The organism is Aureimonas psammosilenae, from assembly GCF_009176975.1.
GTDB classification, from domain to species: Bacteria; Pseudomonadota; Alphaproteobacteria; order Rhizobiales; family Rhizobiaceae; genus Plantimonas; species Plantimonas psammosilenae.
In genome coordinates, this window is the sequence record NZ_WEZG01000002.1 from 497,015 (window position 1) to 513,145 (window position 16,131).

14 protein-coding genes and 1 tRNA gene are annotated in these 16,131 nt (G+C 65.5%); 10 read left to right on the forward strand and 5 right to left on the reverse strand.

Features of this window, described 5'->3' with window-relative positions; genetic code table 11:
* Positions 1–34 precede the first annotated feature (34 nt).
* Positions 35–108 (forward strand) — tRNA-Cys (locus F9929_RS06280).
* A 46-nt stretch (positions 109–154) separates the two neighbouring features.
* On the opposite strand, the gene F9929_RS06285 is transcribed toward F9929_RS06280, so the two are convergent.
* The 3 genes from F9929_RS06285 to F9929_RS06295 all read right to left on the reverse strand — a co-directional run bounded on the left by F9929_RS06285 (position 155) and on the right by F9929_RS06295 (position 1,266).
* Positions 155–478, reverse strand: a complete 324-nt coding sequence (locus F9929_RS06285; protein ID WP_152045673.1) for a hypothetical protein — start codon at positions 476–478, stop codon at positions 155–157.
* A 105-nt stretch (positions 479–583) separates the two neighbouring features.
* Positions 584–979: a response regulator gene (locus tag F9929_RS06290; protein WP_235919057.1), complete on the reverse strand. Its 396-nt coding sequence runs from the start codon at positions 977–979 to the stop codon at positions 584–586.
* Between the two features lie 131 nt (positions 980–1,110).
* A complete protein-coding gene (locus F9929_RS06295) occupies positions 1,111–1,266 on the reverse strand; it encodes a DUF1127 domain-containing protein (protein ID WP_152045675.1) in 156 nt (51 codons plus the stop codon).
* A gap of 241 nt (positions 1,267–1,507) precedes the next feature.
* Here F9929_RS06295 and F9929_RS06300 point away from each other — a divergent pair, with 241 nt between their 5' ends.
* From F9929_RS06300 to F9929_RS06320, 5 genes are all read left to right on the forward strand, one after another.
* Positions 1,508–2,158 carry a protein-L-isoaspartate O-methyltransferase family protein gene (locus tag F9929_RS06300; RefSeq protein WP_152045676.1) on the forward strand — a complete coding sequence of 217 codons (651 nt, stop codon included), beginning with the start codon at positions 1,508–1,510 and terminating at the stop codon, positions 2,156–2,158.
* Positions 2,159–2,438: 280 nt separating this feature from the next.
* Positions 2,439–3,845, forward strand: a complete 1,407-nt coding sequence (locus F9929_RS06305) for a TolC family outer membrane protein (RefSeq protein WP_328595981.1) — start codon at positions 2,439–2,441, stop codon at positions 3,843–3,845.
* 206 nt (positions 3,846–4,051) lie between these two features.
* The gene (locus F9929_RS06310) at positions 4,052–4,936 is read left to right on the forward strand and encodes a PopZ family protein (RefSeq protein ID WP_193227625.1); all 885 of its coding nucleotides are present in this window, start codon (positions 4,052–4,054) and stop codon (positions 4,934–4,936) included.
* A gap of 109 nt (positions 4,937–5,045) precedes the next feature.
* Positions 5,046–7,778: a valine--tRNA ligase gene (locus tag F9929_RS06315; RefSeq protein ID WP_152045679.1), complete on the forward strand. Its 2,733-nt coding sequence runs from the start codon at positions 5,046–5,048 to the stop codon at positions 7,776–7,778.
* Between the two features lie 433 nt (positions 7,779–8,211).
* Complete coding sequence (locus F9929_RS06320) at positions 8,212–9,003, forward strand: tetratricopeptide repeat protein (protein ID WP_152045680.1); 792 nt, start codon at positions 8,212–8,214, stop codon at positions 9,001–9,003.
* A gap of 15 nt (positions 9,004–9,018) precedes the next feature.
* Here F9929_RS06320 and xth read toward each other — a convergent pair whose 3' ends face one another.
* Both xth and erpA read right to left on the reverse strand, forming a co-directional pair.
* The gene (gene xth, locus F9929_RS06325) at positions 9,019–9,801 is read right to left on the reverse strand and encodes an exodeoxyribonuclease III (RefSeq protein WP_152045681.1); all 783 of its coding nucleotides are present in this window, start codon (positions 9,799–9,801) and stop codon (positions 9,019–9,021) included.
* A gap of 5 nt (positions 9,802–9,806) precedes the next feature.
* A complete protein-coding gene (erpA, locus tag F9929_RS06330) occupies positions 9,807–10,145 on the reverse strand; it encodes an iron-sulfur cluster insertion protein ErpA (protein WP_152045682.1) in 339 nt (112 codons plus the stop codon).
* Positions 10,146–10,262: 117 nt separating this feature from the next.
* Here erpA and F9929_RS06335 point away from each other — a divergent pair, with 117 nt between their 5' ends.
* The 4 genes from F9929_RS06335 (at position 10,263) to nagZ (ending at position 16,088) form a co-directional block, all read left to right on the forward strand.
* Complete coding sequence (locus F9929_RS06335; protein ID WP_235919059.1) at positions 10,263–11,507, forward strand: deoxyguanosinetriphosphate triphosphohydrolase; 1,245 nt, start codon at positions 10,263–10,265, stop codon at positions 11,505–11,507.
* Between the two features lie 72 nt (positions 11,508–11,579).
* Positions 11,580–13,334, forward strand: coding sequence for an arginine--tRNA ligase (gene argS / locus F9929_RS06340; protein WP_152045684.1), 1,755 nt, complete (start codon positions 11,580–11,582; stop codon positions 13,332–13,334).
* Between the two features lie 98 nt (positions 13,335–13,432).
* Positions 13,433–15,058 carry an SPOR domain-containing protein gene (locus F9929_RS06345; protein WP_152045685.1) on the forward strand — a complete coding sequence of 542 codons (1,626 nt, stop codon included), beginning with the start codon at positions 13,433–13,435 and terminating at the stop codon, positions 15,056–15,058.
* Between the two features lie 7 nt (positions 15,059–15,065).
* A complete protein-coding gene (nagZ, locus tag F9929_RS06350; RefSeq protein WP_152045686.1) occupies positions 15,066–16,088 on the forward strand; it encodes a beta-N-acetylhexosaminidase in 1,023 nt (340 codons plus the stop codon).
* Positions 16,089–16,131: the final 43 nt, after the last annotated feature.

Here is a 16,131-nt window from a genome sequence, read left to right on the forward strand (position 1 = left end):
TCGCCGCCGCCTTCAGTAGGTACAGCCCTCGTGAGGCCTCGTGGCGGAGTGGTTACGCAGAGGACTGCAAATCCTTGTATTCCGGTTCGATTCCGGACGAGGCCTCCAAACATCGTACATTGCTGATCTGCTACGACCCGCGCCCCGCTTTCGCCTAGCGTGCGCGGTCTTCCGCCATCTGGCGCTCGCGCTGTCGAGCCGAGCCTCCGTCGGTCAGAATCCTGCGGCTGTCCTCAATGCTGATCACCGGGACGGTGACGAATTTCGGCAGGACATAGGGACCGGGTTTCGCGCCGGGATCGTCGTCGGGCGGTGAGGCATGGGCGCTGACCGCGCCGTAGACCGTTCGCGATCGGCGAGAAGTTCGGCGTTCGGCGCTCTCGGTTTTTTTCGAGGACGCACGCGTTGCGTCGGTGCCGGGTTCGCGGTCGGTGCGATGCATCGCGTCGAAGTTCTCGCAGCCGGCAAGCGTCAGCATGGCAAAAAGGGTGATGACCGAGCTTGTTCTCACGGGGCTCACTCGCCGGAAGCAGGTAGCGGCAGGGGACGACGGGGTGATCGGATGTTGGGACGTATCCCGACCTCAGCGAGGTTCGGTACGCGACAATACCTGCGTCACCGCCTTGCCGACGGCCTCGTCATCGTAGGGCTTCATCAACTGCGGCAATCGCAACTCAGAGCCTTCCGGAACCTCGCGATAACCCGTCGCGAGCATCACGGGCAAGGAAGGGCGTAGCAGGAACACGGCGCGCGCGAGTTCCGTGCCGGACATGCCCGGCATGGATTGGTCCGTGATCACGAGATCGATCGCGGCGTCGCCCTGGATGATCGCCAGGGCCTGCGCGCCGGACGTGGCCTCGACCACCGAATGTCCGAGGTCTTCCAGAAGCGACACCATGCTCATCGCGACAAGGGCGTCGTCGTCCACCACGAGGATGCGGGCGCTGCCTGGGCTGGATTGGCCGGTCGGTTCGTTCATGGTGCGACTAATGGACGATTCCGGCCGGTTGGCAAGACGTGGAATGCAGGACGGTGTTTCGCCTGCGCTCAAAACAAAAGCGGCCCTTCCGGGCCGCTCGTTCATTCCCGCGATCGAGAAGGGCGCGGTTCTTAAAGAGCCAGACGTCCGCGGCGGACCACGAGGTCGATATCGCCACGGTTGACGCCGATGTCGGACAGTTGGCGATCATCCATCTGGGCGAGCAGGCTGACGGTCTTGCGGTAGTCGCGGTACTGGCGGATGCGGGAGGTGAGGTGGTTGATCATCGGACGGCTTTCGACGCGTGAAACTGATGATGCACATATAGTATGCATTGCTGCTCAAACTTAGTGCAGTCCCTGCACCCCTGATATGCAGGTCTTGCATGGCTTTGACGGTTGCTCGTTCACGCTTCGTTAATCTTGTGCCGTCCCGCCAGTCGGATCGCCGAGCCGCCCGATAGCCTTGCGCGGGAAGGCGAGCCTGACTAAGGACAAGGCAGCGAAATCGAGCAGGCCGGACCGGCAGATGGACTTCACGCACGCCCGCACGACGATGGTCGACAATCAGATCCGGACGGAGGACGTCACCGATTGGGACGTGCTGCGTTCGTTCCTGACGGTGCCGCGAGAGGAGTTCGTGCCCGAGGACCAGCGTTCGCTGGCCTATATCGGCAAGGATCTCGTTCTCCCGAACGGACGTCGCCTGATGACGCCTTCGGCTTTTGCGCGTCTTCTTCAACTTCTTCTGGTGCAGCGCGGGCAGTCGGTTCTGATCGTCGGGGCCGGCACCGGCTACGCCGCCGCCGTTATCGCGCCGCTCGCCGGCAAGGTGGTCGCCTTGGAAGAGGACGAGGCGCTGGTTGGTTTGGCGCGAAACGCGCTCGGACGCGCTGCGGTCTCCAACGTCAAGCTCGTTGCCGGTCCGCTGACGGATGGATGGGCGAGCGAAGGGCCTTACGACCGCATCTTCTTCGAAGGCGCCGTCGAAGAGGTTCCGATCGGCTTTGCCGACCAACTGGTCGAGGGTGGCCGGATGGTGGTTGTCGAAGGGCGCGGGAATGCGGCCACGGCGCGCCTTTATCTGAAGGAAGGGGGTGGCGTGTCGAACCGCTTCGCCTTCAACTGCAGCGTTCCCATGCTGCCCGGCTTCACTCGCCCCCCGGCCTTCGTCTTCTGACGGCGCTGCGGCTCTGCTCTCAAGCGGGGCAGAGCCTGGGGAAAGGTTGCGCGGTTAATCGTGTAATTGACGAAAAACTGCCATGCGTGGTGCGTCGGACACATCGGCTGGGTTCGACTGATGCTAACCATGGTGCGAATGTGAGCGCGATTCGGCCCATAGGTCGTTCCGAAGTCGATTGAATCACGGTGCTTTGTCGCCGTCGTTTCGAATGAAAGGTATTCCGGAGTATGGTTCCTTGCGTTTGAAACTCCTCCTGCAGGTTCTCGCGGCTGGCAGCATGCTTCTGCCCGTTGCCCCCGTGAGTGCCGAAACCCTTTCCGGCGTCCTGGCCCGCGCTTACCGAAACAACCAGTCGCTCAACATCGCGCGTGCCCAGCTTCGGGCCACCGATGAGTCGGTACCGCAGGCGAAATCCGGGCTGCGGCCGTTCATTTCGGGTTCCGGCTCCGTGTCCGGCGTGCGCTCCTTCACCAAGAACGGCGACAGTCTTCCGAACGAGGATTCGCGCTCCGGTACCCTGAACAGCGGCATCCAGCTCAACCAGACGATCTTCGACGGCTTTCAAACGCCGAACAACGTCCGTTCCGCCGAAGCGCAGGTGAAGGCTGCCCAGCAGAACCTCGCCAATACCGAGCAGAACACGCTGGCCGATACCGTGTCGGCCTACATGAACGTGCTGCGCGACAGGCAGATTTCCCTTTTGCGTCGTCAGAACCTCGCCTTCCTCGAAGAGCAGGTGAGGGCGGCGCAGGCCCGCTTCGACGTGGGCGAGGGAACCCGCACCGACGTGGCGCAGGCCGAATCGCAGCGCGCGCTGGCGACGGCGCTCTTGAACTCCGCGCTGTCGCAGGTGGCCTCGAGTGAGGGGACCTATTTTCAGATCGTCGGCGATGCGCCGCGCGACCTCGAGCCGGGCCGTTCGCTGAGCGCCGGGTTCCTGCCGCGCACGGTGCAGGACGCGACGAATTCGTCGCAGCGCGAGCATCCTGCGATCCTTGCGACGCTTTTTGCGGTGGATGCCGCCGCTTTCCAGGTGAAGTCCAACGAAGGCCGGCTCCTGCCGCAGCTTTCCGTGACGGCGCAGGCGCAGAACAGCTACAATCTCACCGACACCGAGCCGGATACGAACGTCTCGTCGGTTGGTGCCAACGGTCTGCCGGGTGTCCGGAGCCTCGACGTCCTGACCAGCAACACCGTTCAGGGCACGGTCGCGGCGCAGTTGACCATCCCCATCTATCAGGGCGGTTTGCGGGCGGCTGAAATCCGCCAGTCCAAGGAAGTTCTCGGCCAGCGCGAGATCGAGGTCGACCAGACCCGGGATCAGGTTCGGGCTGCCGTGACAACGGCCTGGGCGGCGCGTCAGGCGGCGCTTGCCAACGTGACCGGCTATGACGCGCAGGTGCGCGCCGCGCGTCTCGCGCTGAACGGCGTGATCGAAGAGCGCAATGTCGGTCAGCGCACCACGCTGGACGTGTTGAACGCGCAAGCCGACGTCATCACCGCGCAGATCCTTCTGGCCGGCGCCCAGCGCGACGAGGTGGTGACGAGCTACACGCTGGCCTCCGCCGTCGGCCGGCTTTCTGCGTCGCGTTTGAAGCTGAAGGCTTCGATCTACGATCCGAACGAGCACTACAAGGCCGTCAAGAACAAATGGGGCGGCACGCGCACCCCGGACGGCCGCTGATTTCAGCCCCCGATGCAGCCCGCTCCACCGGTTTGGAGTGCGGGCTGCGTGATAAGTTTGTGATAAAGCGCCAAGTGCGTTTACGGCCCTTCTGCCAGCGCGGTGATTCAGGCTAAATTAAGCATTGTGAATCAGGGGCCGCGTCTGGCCCTCAAAGCCGTGGAATCGTCGAGATGGCCAGCGCGAACTCTCTCAAGGAACCGTCGATGGACGAGATCCTGGCGTCTATCCGCCGGATCATCGAAAGCGGCGACGAGCGGAATGGAACGGGGCAGGCGGCCGGGCCGGAATCGACGCGATCCCTCGGTGCCTCCGACCCGATTGCAGACCCGGAGACACCGGCGCAACAAATGCCGGAGGGAGCGTCGCGCGGCACCCAGGACGTTCCCCGCTTCGATGTGCATTACCTGAAGACGACGCCCGGCTTGGCCGCCGTTCCGGCGTTGGACGACCAGGATGCCGCCGCCGACCGCGACGTTTCCGATGAAACCGACGAGATTGCAGCCGAATCAGTCTCGAACGACGCGGCGTTCGACTGGCGGGGTGGCCGATCCGATGCCGACGAGGCGGATGCAGCAACCGTGTCTGCGGACGCTGCTTCCCTCCTTCTCGACGACCGCCCGACGGTTGCGCCCCTGCCGGGCAACGAGAATCACGTCCAGTCCTCGATATCCACCGACGCGCCGGCCGCAGCCGCTGCCGTGGACTACAGCTTCGAACTGGACGAGCGGCTTCTGGAGGCCGAGCTTCGGGACGGCCCGTGGGAAGCGCAGGTCTCCAACACCGCCATGCAGGACGCCGGCAACGGGCATGAACCTTCGGCGGAAGCGCGCTCGCCGCGCCAGATGCCGGAATCGGTGATCGACGGCGCGTCCGCGCTTCTGTCGGCCGAGGCCGGCGATCAGGTGGCTTCGGCCTTCGGCGACCTCGCCCGCGCCATCCGGGAAGGGCAGATGCGCTCCATGGAGCAGATGGCGCGCGAGATGCTGCGCCCGATGCTGCAGGAATGGCTCGACGACAACCTGCCGCGAATCGTGGAGCGGCTGGTGCGCGAGGAGATCGAGCGGGTGGCGCGCGGCGCGCGATATTGAGCGTCCATCGTCGCCTCACGTTGACAGTTCGGCGAGGTTCGGCTTAACCCGGCGCTTCCCCTAGAAGCGCGGGGTCCGCCCGGCGCTCGCAAGCCTGCCGGACGCCAGCATGATCGAAAAGACCTACGATGCGGCCGCGATCGAGCCGCGGATCGCCGAGCGCTGGGAAGGCGCGGATGCCTTCCGCGCTGGTGCGGGCGCTCGGCAAGGGGCCAAGCCCTTTTCCATCGTCATTCCGCCGCCGAACGTCACCGGCTCTCTTCATATCGGCCATGCGCTGAACAACACGCTCCAAGACGTGCTGGTCCGCTTCGAGCGGATGCGCGGCAAGAACGTGCTGTGGCAGCCGGGTATGGACCATGCCGGCATCGCCACGCAGATGGTGGTCGAGCGCCAGTTGATGGAACGCCAGGAGCCGAATCGCCGCCAGATGGGCCGCGAGGCCTTCGTGGAGCGCGTTTGGAAGTGGAAGGAAGAGTCCGGCGGGACGATCCTCAGCCAGCTTCGTCGCCTCGGCGCGTCCTGCGACTGGTCGCGCGAGCGCTTCACGATGGACGAAGGGCTGTCGAAGGCCGTTCGCGAAGTGTTTGTCGACCTTTATCGCAAGGGGCTCATCTACAAGGATAAGCGGCTGGTCAACTGGGACCCGGTCTTCCAGACCGCGATCTCCGACCTCGAAGTCGAGCAGCGCGAGGTCGAGGGCCATATGTGGTCCTTCGCCTATCCGCTGGCCGATGGTCCGGTGAACGGCGTTTCCGAGATCGTTATTTCCACGACGCGGCCCGAAACCATGCTGGGTGACGGCGCGGTTGCCGTGCACACGTCCGACGAGCGCTATCGTGATCTCGTCGGCAAGATGGTGCGCCTGCCGATCGCCGACCGCCTGATCCCGATCATCGCGGACGAGTATCCCGACCCTGAATTCGGCACCGGCGCGGTGAAGATCACGGGCGCGCACGATTTCAACGATTTCGAGGTGGCGCGTCGGCACGACATCACGCTGATCGCGCTGATGGATGGGCAAGCGCGCATGATCTCCAGCGAGGACAACAGCGTTCCCGCGCGCTATGCCGGCGTCGACCGGTACGAAGCGCGCGAGATGGTGGTTCGCGAGATCGAGGAACTCGGCCTTCTGCGCGGCATCGAGGCGAAGATGATCGCCCAGCCCTTCGGCGACCGTTCCAACGTCGTCATCGAGCCGATGCTGACGGACCAGTGGTATGTCGATGCCGCGACGCTCGCCCGGCCGGCGATCGCCAGCGTGCGCGAGGGCCGCACCGTCTTCGTCCCGAAGAACTGGGAAAAGACCTATTTCGAGTGGATGGAGAACATCCAGCCCTGGTGCATCTCGCGGCAGCTCTGGTGGGGCCATCAGATCCCGGCATGGTACGGCCCGGACGGGAACGTCTTCGTGGCGGCAAGCGAAGAAGAGGCCGTCGCCGAGGCGCTCGCGCATTACGTCACGAACGGCACGATCGACGACGCCACCGCGCGGCGCATGGCCGAAGAGCCGGAAGCGCGCGACGGCTTCCTGAAGCGTGACGAGGACGTTCTCGACACCTGGTTCTCCTCGGCGCTCTGGCCCTTCTCGACACTCGGTTGGCCAGAGAAGACGCCGGAGCTTGCCACCTACTATCCGACCTCGATCGTGGTCAGCGGCTTCGACATCATTTTCTTCTGGGTTGCCAGGATGATGATGCTGGGTCTTCACTGTATGGGTGAGGAGCCGTTCCGCACCGTCTACATGCATGCGCTCGTTCGCGACAAGAACGGCGCGAAGATGTCGAAGTCGAAGGGCAACGTCATCGACCCCTTGATGCTGATCGACGAATACGGAGCGGACGCCGTGCGCTTCACGCTCGCCATCATGGCGGCGCAGGGGCGCGACGTGAAGCTCGACCCGCAGCGCATCGCCGGCTACCGTAACTTCGGCACCAAGCTGTGGAACGCGACGCGCTTTGCCGAAATGAACGGCGTGCGCCACGGCGTGGATGTCGATCCGGCCACCGTCGCCCTGCCGCAGAACCGCTGGCTTCTGACCGAACTGTCGCGCGCCATCCGCGAAACCACGGGAGCGCTTGAGGCCTATCGCTTCAACGATGCGGCCGGCGCGCTCTACCGCTTCGTCTGGAACACGTTCTGCGACTGGTATGTCGAGTTGTCGAAGCCCGTTTACGGCGGAGACGACGAAGCGGCCAAGGACGAAACCCGGATCGTCACCGGCTATGCGATCGATCGCGTGCTGGCGCTTCTTCATCCCGTGATGCCCTTCCTGACCGAAGAGCTTTGGACGGTGACCGCGCCGGAAGGGCAGAGCCGCCGGACGCTTCTTTGCCATACGGCATGGCCCGACCTCGACTTCGCCGACGAGGCGGCGGCCGACGACGTCAACTGGCTGGTGGAACTCGTGTCGCAGATCCGCTCCGTGCGCACCGAGATGAACGTGCCGCCGGGCGCCGAAGCGCGGCTCGTCGCCGTGCAGCCGAGCAAGGCGGGCGCCAAGCGGCTGGGTGAGCAAGCCGCGTCGCTGCGCCGTCTCGCCCGTGTCAGCGCCATCGAGACCGCTGAGGCTGCGCCTCCGTCCTCGGTCCAGATCGTCATCGGTTCGGAAACATTTGCCCTTCCTTTGGAAGGCATGGTGGACATCGCGGCGGAGGTCTCGCGGCTGACCAAGGCCATCGCCAAGAGCGACGGCGAGATCCAGCGCATCGAGAAGAAGCTTTCCAACGAGCGCTTCGTCGCGGGGGCTCCCGCCGAAGTCGTGGCCGAAGAGCGGGAAAAGCTCCAAGGCTACCGGACGGAAAAGGAAAAGCTGGAAGCCGCCATCGTTCGGCTTCGCTGACGCGCCTTTCCGATCTGGCGGGCCCTTCCACCGAAAGCTTGGTGCCGCCAGCACAAGTCGCCCCAATCGGTTCCCGCGCCGGCTTGCGCGGGGCTGAGTGTTGCATGTGTTCGCTGCGGATGTTGATTAGCGGCAACACTATTGCAACGACGCATCGGCTACAGTGAACGAGCAGTCCAACTGCCGCTAAGCCGCCATAAAGCCTCCCCACCTCTAGGGTGCTTGCTGTGCCGCTTGCGAAGTCGATGCGGGGGCATCGTCGGCGCTGCATGCGTGAGGGGCGTATGACTGATCATTCAGTCTTTGTTTGCGCGTTCGCGACACATTGGTCGGGCGCGGTCGTCGAGGCGGCCGCTCTGGAAATGCGGAGCTGCGTTTGATGCTGGAATGCGTGGCAAACCGGCGGCATCGGGTGGGAGCAAGCGCGAAGGCCATGGCCTTGGCGCTCGGCTTCTTCGCGTCACCGTTCGGCGGTCCGGCCTATGCCTTGGACCCGAGCAACGTGATCAATCCCGAGTCCGGTCCTGCCGAACTCTTCAACTTCGGCTTCAGCGCCTACAAGCGCGGCGAGAAGACGGAAGCGGCGGAAGCCCTGAAATATGCCGCCGACAAGGGGCATCCGGGCGCCCGCTGGAAGCTCGGCCGCATGTATGCGGACGGCGACGGCGTGCCGCGCAACGACTACGAGGCGTTCAAGATTTTCCAGGAGATCGTCGCCGACGACCAAGACGACACGTCCGTTTCACCCAATGCCGCCTATGTGGCGAGTTCCGTGACGGCGCTCGCCGACTACATGCGCACCGGCATTCCCAACACGCCCGTGCGCATCGATCTCAGCCAGGCGCGCCAGCTTTATTTCCACGCCGCCTCGATCTTCGGCGATCCGCAGGCGCAGTACCGGCTTGGCCGGATGCTGCTCTACGGGGAAGGCGGCCGCGCCAATCCGCGTCAGGCGGCGCGCTGGCTCAACCTATCGGCGGAAAAGGGCAATGCCGGCGCACAGGCGCTTCTCGGTTATCTGCTCTTCGACGGCGACCAGATCGCTGTGAAGCCGGAGCCGGTTCGCGGCCTGGCGCTCCTCACCGTCGCGCTGCGCAACGCCGAGCCGATGGATCGCGAGTGGATTCGTCCGATGCAGGAAGAAGCCTTCTCGCTGGCGAGCGAAGGCGACCGGCGCACCGCTCTCGCCTATGCTGAAACCAAGGGAACGGACGCGCACAACTGAGCGTGTCCCCCGACATCAGACCTTGAGCTGAACCACCACCGGAACGTGGTCTGACGGCTTTTCCCAGGCGCGCACATGGACATCGATCGCCACCGAATGGAGGAGGTCGGCGGCTTCGGGCGATAGAAGCACGTGGTCGATGCGGAAGCCGTGGTTCTTGCGCCACGCGCCGTCCTGATAATCCCAGAACGTGTAAAGATCGTCCGCGTCGGAACTCGCGCGAATCGCGTCGGTCAAGCCCAGCGCCATCAGCCGCCGAAAGGCCGACCGGCTTTCGGGTTGGAACAGGGCGTCGCCCAGCATCACCTGCGGCCGCCGCACGTCTTCGGGCATCGGGATGACGTTGTAGTCGCCGACGAGCGCGAAGGCCTGCTCCTCCTCCAGAAGCCGACGGGCATGGGCCTGAAGGCGCTCCATCCAGCGCAGCTTGTAGTCGAACTTTTCGGTGCCGATCGGATTGCCGTTCGGCAGATAAAGCGAGGCGACGCGCAAGGGCCGGTCGTGCACCGACCAGATGCCTTCGATATAGCGCGCCTGCTCATCCGAATCGTCACCGGGCAGACCGCGATGGACTTCCTTGGGCGGCACGCGCGACAGAAGCGCGACGCCGTTGAAGCCTTTCTGACCGCTCGTCTCGACATGATAGCCGAGCGCCTCGATCGGCTCGCGCGGGAAGCCTTCGTCGACCGACTTGATCTCCTGCAGGCCGACGATGTCGGGCTTGCGCTCTTCCAGCCAAGCGAGGAGCGTGTCGAGGCGCGCCTTGACGCCGTTGATGTTCCAGGTCGCGACGAGCACCGGGGTCAGATCGAGAAGCTGGTGCCGCAGCCGCAGGAGGCGACCGCGTTGGGGTTCCGGATCTGGAAGGATTGACCCATCAGGTCGTCCACGAAATCGATCACCGAGCCTTCCAGAAAGGTCAGCGACATCGGGTCCACCAGAACGGTCGCGCCGTCCTTCTCGATAACGAAATCGTCGGCTTCGCGCGCCGAGGTCAGGTCGTATTTGTAGGAGAAGCCCGAGCAGCCGCCGCCTTCCACGGAAACGCGCAGGGCGTCGCCGTCGTCGCGGCTTTTGGCGACGATCGCGGCGATCCGGCGCGCGGCGCTGTCGGAAACGGTGATGGAAACGGCTTGGCTCATGAAGGCTTCGACGCCATCGGCTCGTTCCCGATGCGTCGCCTCTCGTTGTTGGGGCAACAGGGCTTAAGTATGCACGGGACGAAGGCCGGTCAATCGGCCGGGCGCGGGAGGTGCGGCGTGTCGGATGCGGTGGGGTCGAAAGCGGAGGCGAATCGAAGCCTCGCCGCGAGCGACATCGGCTTCGGCTGCGCCGTTCACGCGCCCTATGCCTGCGATCCGGCGCGCTCGCGCGGACGCCTCTTTCCCGAAAGCTCCAGCCCGACCCGCACGCCCTTTCAGCGCGACCGCGACCGCATCGTCCACTCTGCCGCCTTTCGCCGCTTGAAGCACAAGACGCAGGTCTTCCTCGCCTATGAGGGCGACGCTTATCGCACGCGCCTGACCCACACGATCGAGGTGTCGCAGATCGCCCGCGCCTTCGCCCGCGCCCTGCGGCTGGACGAGGACCTGACGGAAGCCGTCGCGCTCGTTCACGATTTCGGCCACACGCCTTTCGGCCATGCCGGCGAGCGCGCCTTGAACCGGCGGATGGCCGAGCATGGCGGCTTCGACCACAACGCGCAGGCGCTTCGCGTGGTGACCGCGCTGGAACAGCGCTATGCCGACTTCGACGGGTTGAACCTTACCTGGGAAACGCTGGAAGGGCTCGTCAAGCACAACGGCCCGCTGATCGGTCTTTATGCGACGGGCGAGCCGGTGCCTCAGGCCATTCTCGACTTCGATGCATTTTTTCCGTTGGAACTCGGCAGCTTCGCGGGGCTCGAAGCGCAGGCGGCGGCGATCTCCGACGACATCGCCTACGACACGCACGACCTCGACGACGCGCTTCGCGCCGGCATTCTCGACATTTCCGATCTTCGCGATCTGGAACTCGCCGGAGACATCCTGCGCGAGGTGGAGAAGCGGCACCCCCATCTCGACCGCTCGCGCACCATCCACGAGGTCATGCGCCGCCACATCACCCGCATGGTGGAGGACGTGATCGAGACCGCGCTGCGCCGCCTCGATGAAACCGGACCGGCGAGCGCCGAGGATGTGCGCTCAGGCTCGCGGCCGATTTTCGCGTTTTCGGACGCGATGCGCCGGGCCGAAACCGAGACCAAGCGCTTCCTGTTCGCCAACGTCTACCGCACCCCCGCCATCCGGGGTGTGATGGATCAGGCGGAGGTCGTGGTGTCCGAACTTTTCGACCGCTACATGGCCGTGCCCGACGAGATGAAGGGCGAATGGAGCGAGGCGCTGGAAGACGCTTCGGAAGCGGGGCGGGCGCGGCGCGTCAGCGACTATCTGTCGGGCATGACGGACTCCTACGCTCTCGCCGAGCACCGCCGCTTGTTTGACGCCACCCCGGATATGCGTTAGGCGCGCGGCGATTTTGCGCCGCATCCGGTCCGCCATCGGCGGCGCGGTTCCGCCCGTCCTTTCGAGAGATTCATGAACGTCTTCGCCGATTTCGAAACGCGCATCCGCAACGCCGTCGCGCGAGGCATCGGTTCGGAAAACCTCGACCTGTCGCGCATCGCGGTGGAGCCGCCGCGCGACCCGACCCATGGCGACCTTTCCACCAACGCAGCGATGGTGCTGGCCAAGCCGCTCGGCCAGAAGCCGCGCGACCTCGGCGAGCGTCTGGCCGAACTCCTGCGCGCCGACCCGGACGTGGCGTCCGTGGAGATCGCGGGGCCGGGCTTCATCAACCTTCGTCTTCGTCCGTCGTTCTGGACCGGGCATCTGGCCGAGGTGCTTCGGCTCGGGGCTGCGTACGGCCGCGGACCCGATACGGGTCGCCGGATCAACGTGGAATATGTGTCGGCCAACCCCACCGGCCCGATGCATGTCGGCCATTGCCGGGGCGCGGTGGTCGGCGATTCGATCGCCAATCTCCTGGCCTTCGCCGGCAACGAGGTGGTGAAGGAATATTACATCAACGACGCCGGCGAGCAGGTGAACGTCCTCGCGCGCTCGGTCTTCCTGCGCTACCGCGAGGCGCTGGGCGAGTCGATCGGCGAAATCCCAGCGGGGCTTTATCCCGGCGACTACCTGAAGCCGGTCGGCGCCGCGCTCGCCATTCGCCGGAACAAGGAACTTCTCCAGATGGAGGAGGCAGAATGGCTCCCCATCGTGCGCGACTACGCGATCAACGCCATGATGCTGATGATCCGCGACGACCTGAAGCGGCTCGGCATCGAGCACGAGGTTTTCTTCTCGGAGCGCACCCTGCATTCGAGCGCGAACGGCAATGCGAGCCGCATCGCTGAAACGATCCAGGCGCTGCAGGCGCGGGGCATCGTTTATCAGGGCACGCTTCCGCCGCCGAAGGGGCAGTTGCCGGAGGACTGGGAGGACCGCGAGCAGACGCTTCTGCGTTCCACCGATGTCGGCGATGACATGGATCGCCCGCTCGTGAAGTCGGACGGCGCCTATACCTATTTCGCCGCCGATGTCGCTTATTTCGCCGACAAGTTCGCGCGCGGCTTTCAGGAAATGGTCTACGTGCTGGGCGCGGACCACGGCGGCTACGTCAAGCGGCTGGAGGCCGTGGCCAAGGCGGTGTCGGGCGGGGAAGCGCATTCCGACGTCGTTCTCTGCCAGCTCGTGAAGCTTTTCCGCGACGGCGAGCCGGTGAAGATGTCGAAGCGCTCCGGCGACTTCGTGACGCTCGCGGACGTGGTCGAGGAGGTCGGGCGCGATCCCGTGCGCTTCATGATGCTCTACCGCAAGAGCGACGCGCCGCTGGATTTCGACTTCAAGAAGGTGACGGAACAGTCCAAGGACAATCCGGTCTTCTACGTCCAATATGCCCATGCCCGCGCGGCCTCCGTGGTGCGGCAGGCGGAAAGCGCAGGGATCGAGGTGCCGGCGGATGCGGCGCTCGCCGACCCGGCGTTGCTCGCGCTTCTCGAAGACGAAGGCGAGCTTGGCCTCGTCCGCAAGCTTTCCGAATATCCGCGCCTCGTTCTGGCGGCTGCGGACGCCAAGGAGCCGCACCGTGTCGCCTTCTATCTCTACGATCTCGCGCAGATGTTTCATGCTCAATACAATCGCGGGCGGGACGTGCCGGGGTTACGCTTTGTTAACCCTGACGAGCCAAGATTGACCTTGGCGAGACTGGGCATCGTTCGAGGTGTCGCGTCCGTTGTTGCTTCCGGTCTCAAGCTGATCGGGGTGGCGGCACCGGACGAGATGCGCTGAGCGACCACGCTTTGGTCAACATCGCCGCTTAGACGCTTCGGCATCCCTGCCGGAGCTTGACGATGCGTCCGCCGGGGCGAGGGCATAGCGAGGGGTTGATGGGTAACTTGAAGGGCCTGGCTCGCGGCTCCACGTCCGCGAGGGGCGGAGCTCCCATTGCGGAAGATCCCTTCGCCGAGCTCGAACAACTCTTTCAGACCGAACTGAACCGCGACCCCCGTCACGATGAGGCCGCGCGCCGCCAAGGCGCTGCGCCCGCTCGTCGCGAGCCGGGCATGGATTTCGCGTTCGACGATCTCGACAAGCAATTCCAGGCCGCCTTCGAAACCGAAACGCGGGGGCAGGGCCGTTCGGCTCCGGCCGCGGCGCACCGGGAAGCTCCGCGCAAAGCGCAAGGAACGGCGCGCGTCATGGGTTCGCGTCCGGTCCACCCGACCGACGAAGAAATCGATCACGAGTTGGAGGAGGTGCTGCGAAACTTGAGCGCGCCGGCCCGTCCGCGCGATCGCATCGTCGTGGAAACCCAGTCCTTTGCTCCCGAGCGCGCCGCCGAGGAGCGTATCGTGCACCAGCCCCCGGCCGATGTTGACGAGTTCGAGGAACTGATCCGCAGCGAACTCGCGGTGATCCGCCCGACATCCATTCCGGCGCCGCGCCAGGCGCAGCGGGCCGAGCCGGCCTACGAGTCGCCAAGCTACGCGGCCCCCTACGAGACCGACTACAGCACCGGGCCGATGGAATACGGTCGCCCCGTCACTGCCGGGCGTCGCTGGAAGGGCCGCATGATGGCCGGCGGCAGCGTTCTGGCCGTTCTGGTGGCCGGCGGGCTTGGCGTGTTTCTTCTACACGGCGCGTCGGGCAGCCTCGGCGGAGGCAGCGACGAGCCGCTTCTCATCAAGGCGGATGCCGAACCCTACAAGATTGCGCCCAAAGATCCGGGCGGCCGGGCTTATCCGAACCAGAACAAGGCGGTCTACGATCGCGTCGCCTCGCCGAACAAGGCCGACGCCACGCCGACCCAGACGGCTCTCCTGCGCAACGCCGAAGAGCCCATGGAGCTTCCGACCGAGGAGGAAGACGCGTCCTATTCCGATGCCTTGCCCGGCGTCGAGCTGGGGGGCGGGGAGTCCGTCGCCGTCAAGGACGAGACCCGCGTCACCGCCGAGACCGAAGCGACCGACGGCGGGCCCGAGCCGGTGCTGCAGCCGCGCCGCGTGAAAACGATGCGCGTCGGCGCGGACGGGCGCCTGGTGCCGAACGACGAGCCGGCCGCGACCTCCGTTGCCGACCCGATCGCGACCGCTGCCGCTTCCGTCACCGATGTCGCTTCGGTGGTCGCCGATGCGGCCGGCGAGGCGCGCGATCCGGTGCAGGTTTCCGCGGTTCCCGCGCGGCCGGTCGCCATGCCGGCGCCCAAGCCCGGTTCCGTGCCGGCGGCTCCGGTGTCGGTGCCGGTGCAAACGGCGTCCGCCATGCCGGCGAGCGGCTACTTCGTGCAGATCGCATCGCAGCCCTCCGAGGCTTCGGCGCAGCAGTCGATGTCGAGCATGAGCGGCCGTTATGCCAACGTCATCGCCGGTCGTCCGCTCGGCATCCAGGCTGCCGAAATCCCCGGAAAGGGAACCTACTACCGCGTCCGCGTCGCCGCCGGCTCGAAGGAAGAAGCGGCGAGCCTTTGCTCGAAGCTGAAATCGGCGGGCGCGACCTGCCTCGTGACGCGCTGAGACATCGATGTCCGCACACAAGGCCTGGATCGCCGGCTGCTCGGCCAAACGCCTCACGGGCGACGAGAAGGCGTTCTTCCGCGACGAACGCCCCTGGGGCTTCATCCTCTTCGGCCGCAATGTCGGCGAAGCCGGGGAGCTTCGCGACCTCGTAGCCGAACTGAAGGAAGCGGGCGGGCGCGACTCCACCCCCGTTTTCGTGGATCAGGAGGGTGGCCGCGTCCAGCGTTTGCGCCCGCCCTTGGCCCCGAGCTATCCGCCATCCGCGCGCCTTGGCGCAGTTTATGCGGCCGACCCGGAAGCGGGTGAGCGCGCGGCGTGGCTGACGGGACGTTTGTTCGCCTTCGATCTTGCCGCCTACGGGTTCAACGCCGATTGCCTGCCCTGCCTCGACGTGCCCGTCGTGGGCGCGAGTTCCGTGATCGGCGACCGTGCCTATGCGAGCGCGCCGGACGTCGTCGCCAAGCTCGGCGGTGCTGCGGCGGCCGGTCTCGCGGCAGGCGGTCTCATGCCGGTGATGAAGCATGTTCCCGGTCACGGGCGCGGCAATGCCGACAGCCATCTGTCCCTGCCGGTGGTGGATGCGAGCTGCGCCGAACTCTACGCGTCCGACATCCTGCCGTTCCAGACCCTCAACCATCTGCCGGCGGCGATGACCGCCCATATCCTCTTCTCGGATATCGACGCGGCGAACCCTTCCACGCTGTCGCCGATCGTCATCGAAGACGTGATCCGAAACCGAATCGGTTTTGACGGACTTTTGATGACCGACGATATGTCGATGAAGGCGCTGAACGGGGACATGACGGATCTGTCCCGCCGGGCCCTCGATGCGGGCTGCGACCTCGCCCTTCACTGCAACGGCGACATGGCCGAGATGCGGAAAGTCGCGGCCGGCGTCACCGAACTCGCCGACAAGGCCAAGCTGCGGGCCGAGATCGCCGAACTCTACGGCCCCTCGCGCCTCCACGCCGCCGACGAAGCTGCGCTGCGCGAGGAATATGCCCGGCTGATGTCCGCCGTCGCCTGATCTGGTCGCGCTCTCCCTCCTGTCCGCCAGCCCCACGCTCGCC

What these genes read in the sequence shown, in the direction of transcription:
- F9929_RS06285 (WP_152045673.1), bottom strand. Translation starts at nt 478, where the DNA reads ATGCTGACGCTTGCCGGCTGCGAGAACTTCGACGCGATGCATCGCACC.
- F9929_RS06290 (WP_235919057.1), bottom strand. Translation starts at nt 979, where the DNA reads ATGAACGAACCGACCGGCCAATCCAGCCCAGGCAGCGCCCGCATCCTC.
- F9929_RS06295 (WP_152045675.1), bottom strand. Translation starts at nt 1,266, where the DNA reads ATGATCAACCACCTCACCTCCCGCATCCGCCAGTACCGCGACTACCGC.
- F9929_RS06300 (WP_152045676.1), top strand. Translation starts at nt 1,508, where the DNA reads ATGGACTTCACGCACGCCCGCACGACGATGGTCGACAATCAGATCCGG.
- F9929_RS06305 (WP_328595981.1), top strand. Translation starts at nt 2,439, where the DNA reads ATGCTTCTGCCCGTTGCCCCCGTGAGTGCCGAAACCCTTTCCGGCGTC.
- F9929_RS06310 (WP_193227625.1), top strand. Translation starts at nt 4,052, where the DNA reads ATGGACGAGATCCTGGCGTCTATCCGCCGGATCATCGAAAGCGGCGAC.
- F9929_RS06315 (WP_152045679.1), top strand. Translation starts at nt 5,046, where the DNA reads ATGATCGAAAAGACCTACGATGCGGCCGCGATCGAGCCGCGGATCGCC.
- F9929_RS06320 (WP_152045680.1), top strand. Translation starts at nt 8,212, where the DNA reads ATGGCCTTGGCGCTCGGCTTCTTCGCGTCACCGTTCGGCGGTCCGGCC.
- erpA (WP_152045682.1), bottom strand. Translation starts at nt 10,145, where the DNA reads ATGAGCCAAGCCGTTTCCATCACCGTTTCCGACAGCGCCGCGCGCCGG.
- argS (WP_152045684.1), top strand. Translation starts at nt 11,580, where the DNA reads ATGAACGTCTTCGCCGATTTCGAAACGCGCATCCGCAACGCCGTCGCG.
- F9929_RS06345 (WP_152045685.1), top strand. Translation starts at nt 13,433, where the DNA reads ATGGGTAACTTGAAGGGCCTGGCTCGCGGCTCCACGTCCGCGAGGGGC.
- nagZ (WP_152045686.1), top strand. Translation starts at nt 15,066, where the DNA reads ATGTCCGCACACAAGGCCTGGATCGCCGGCTGCTCGGCCAAACGCCTC.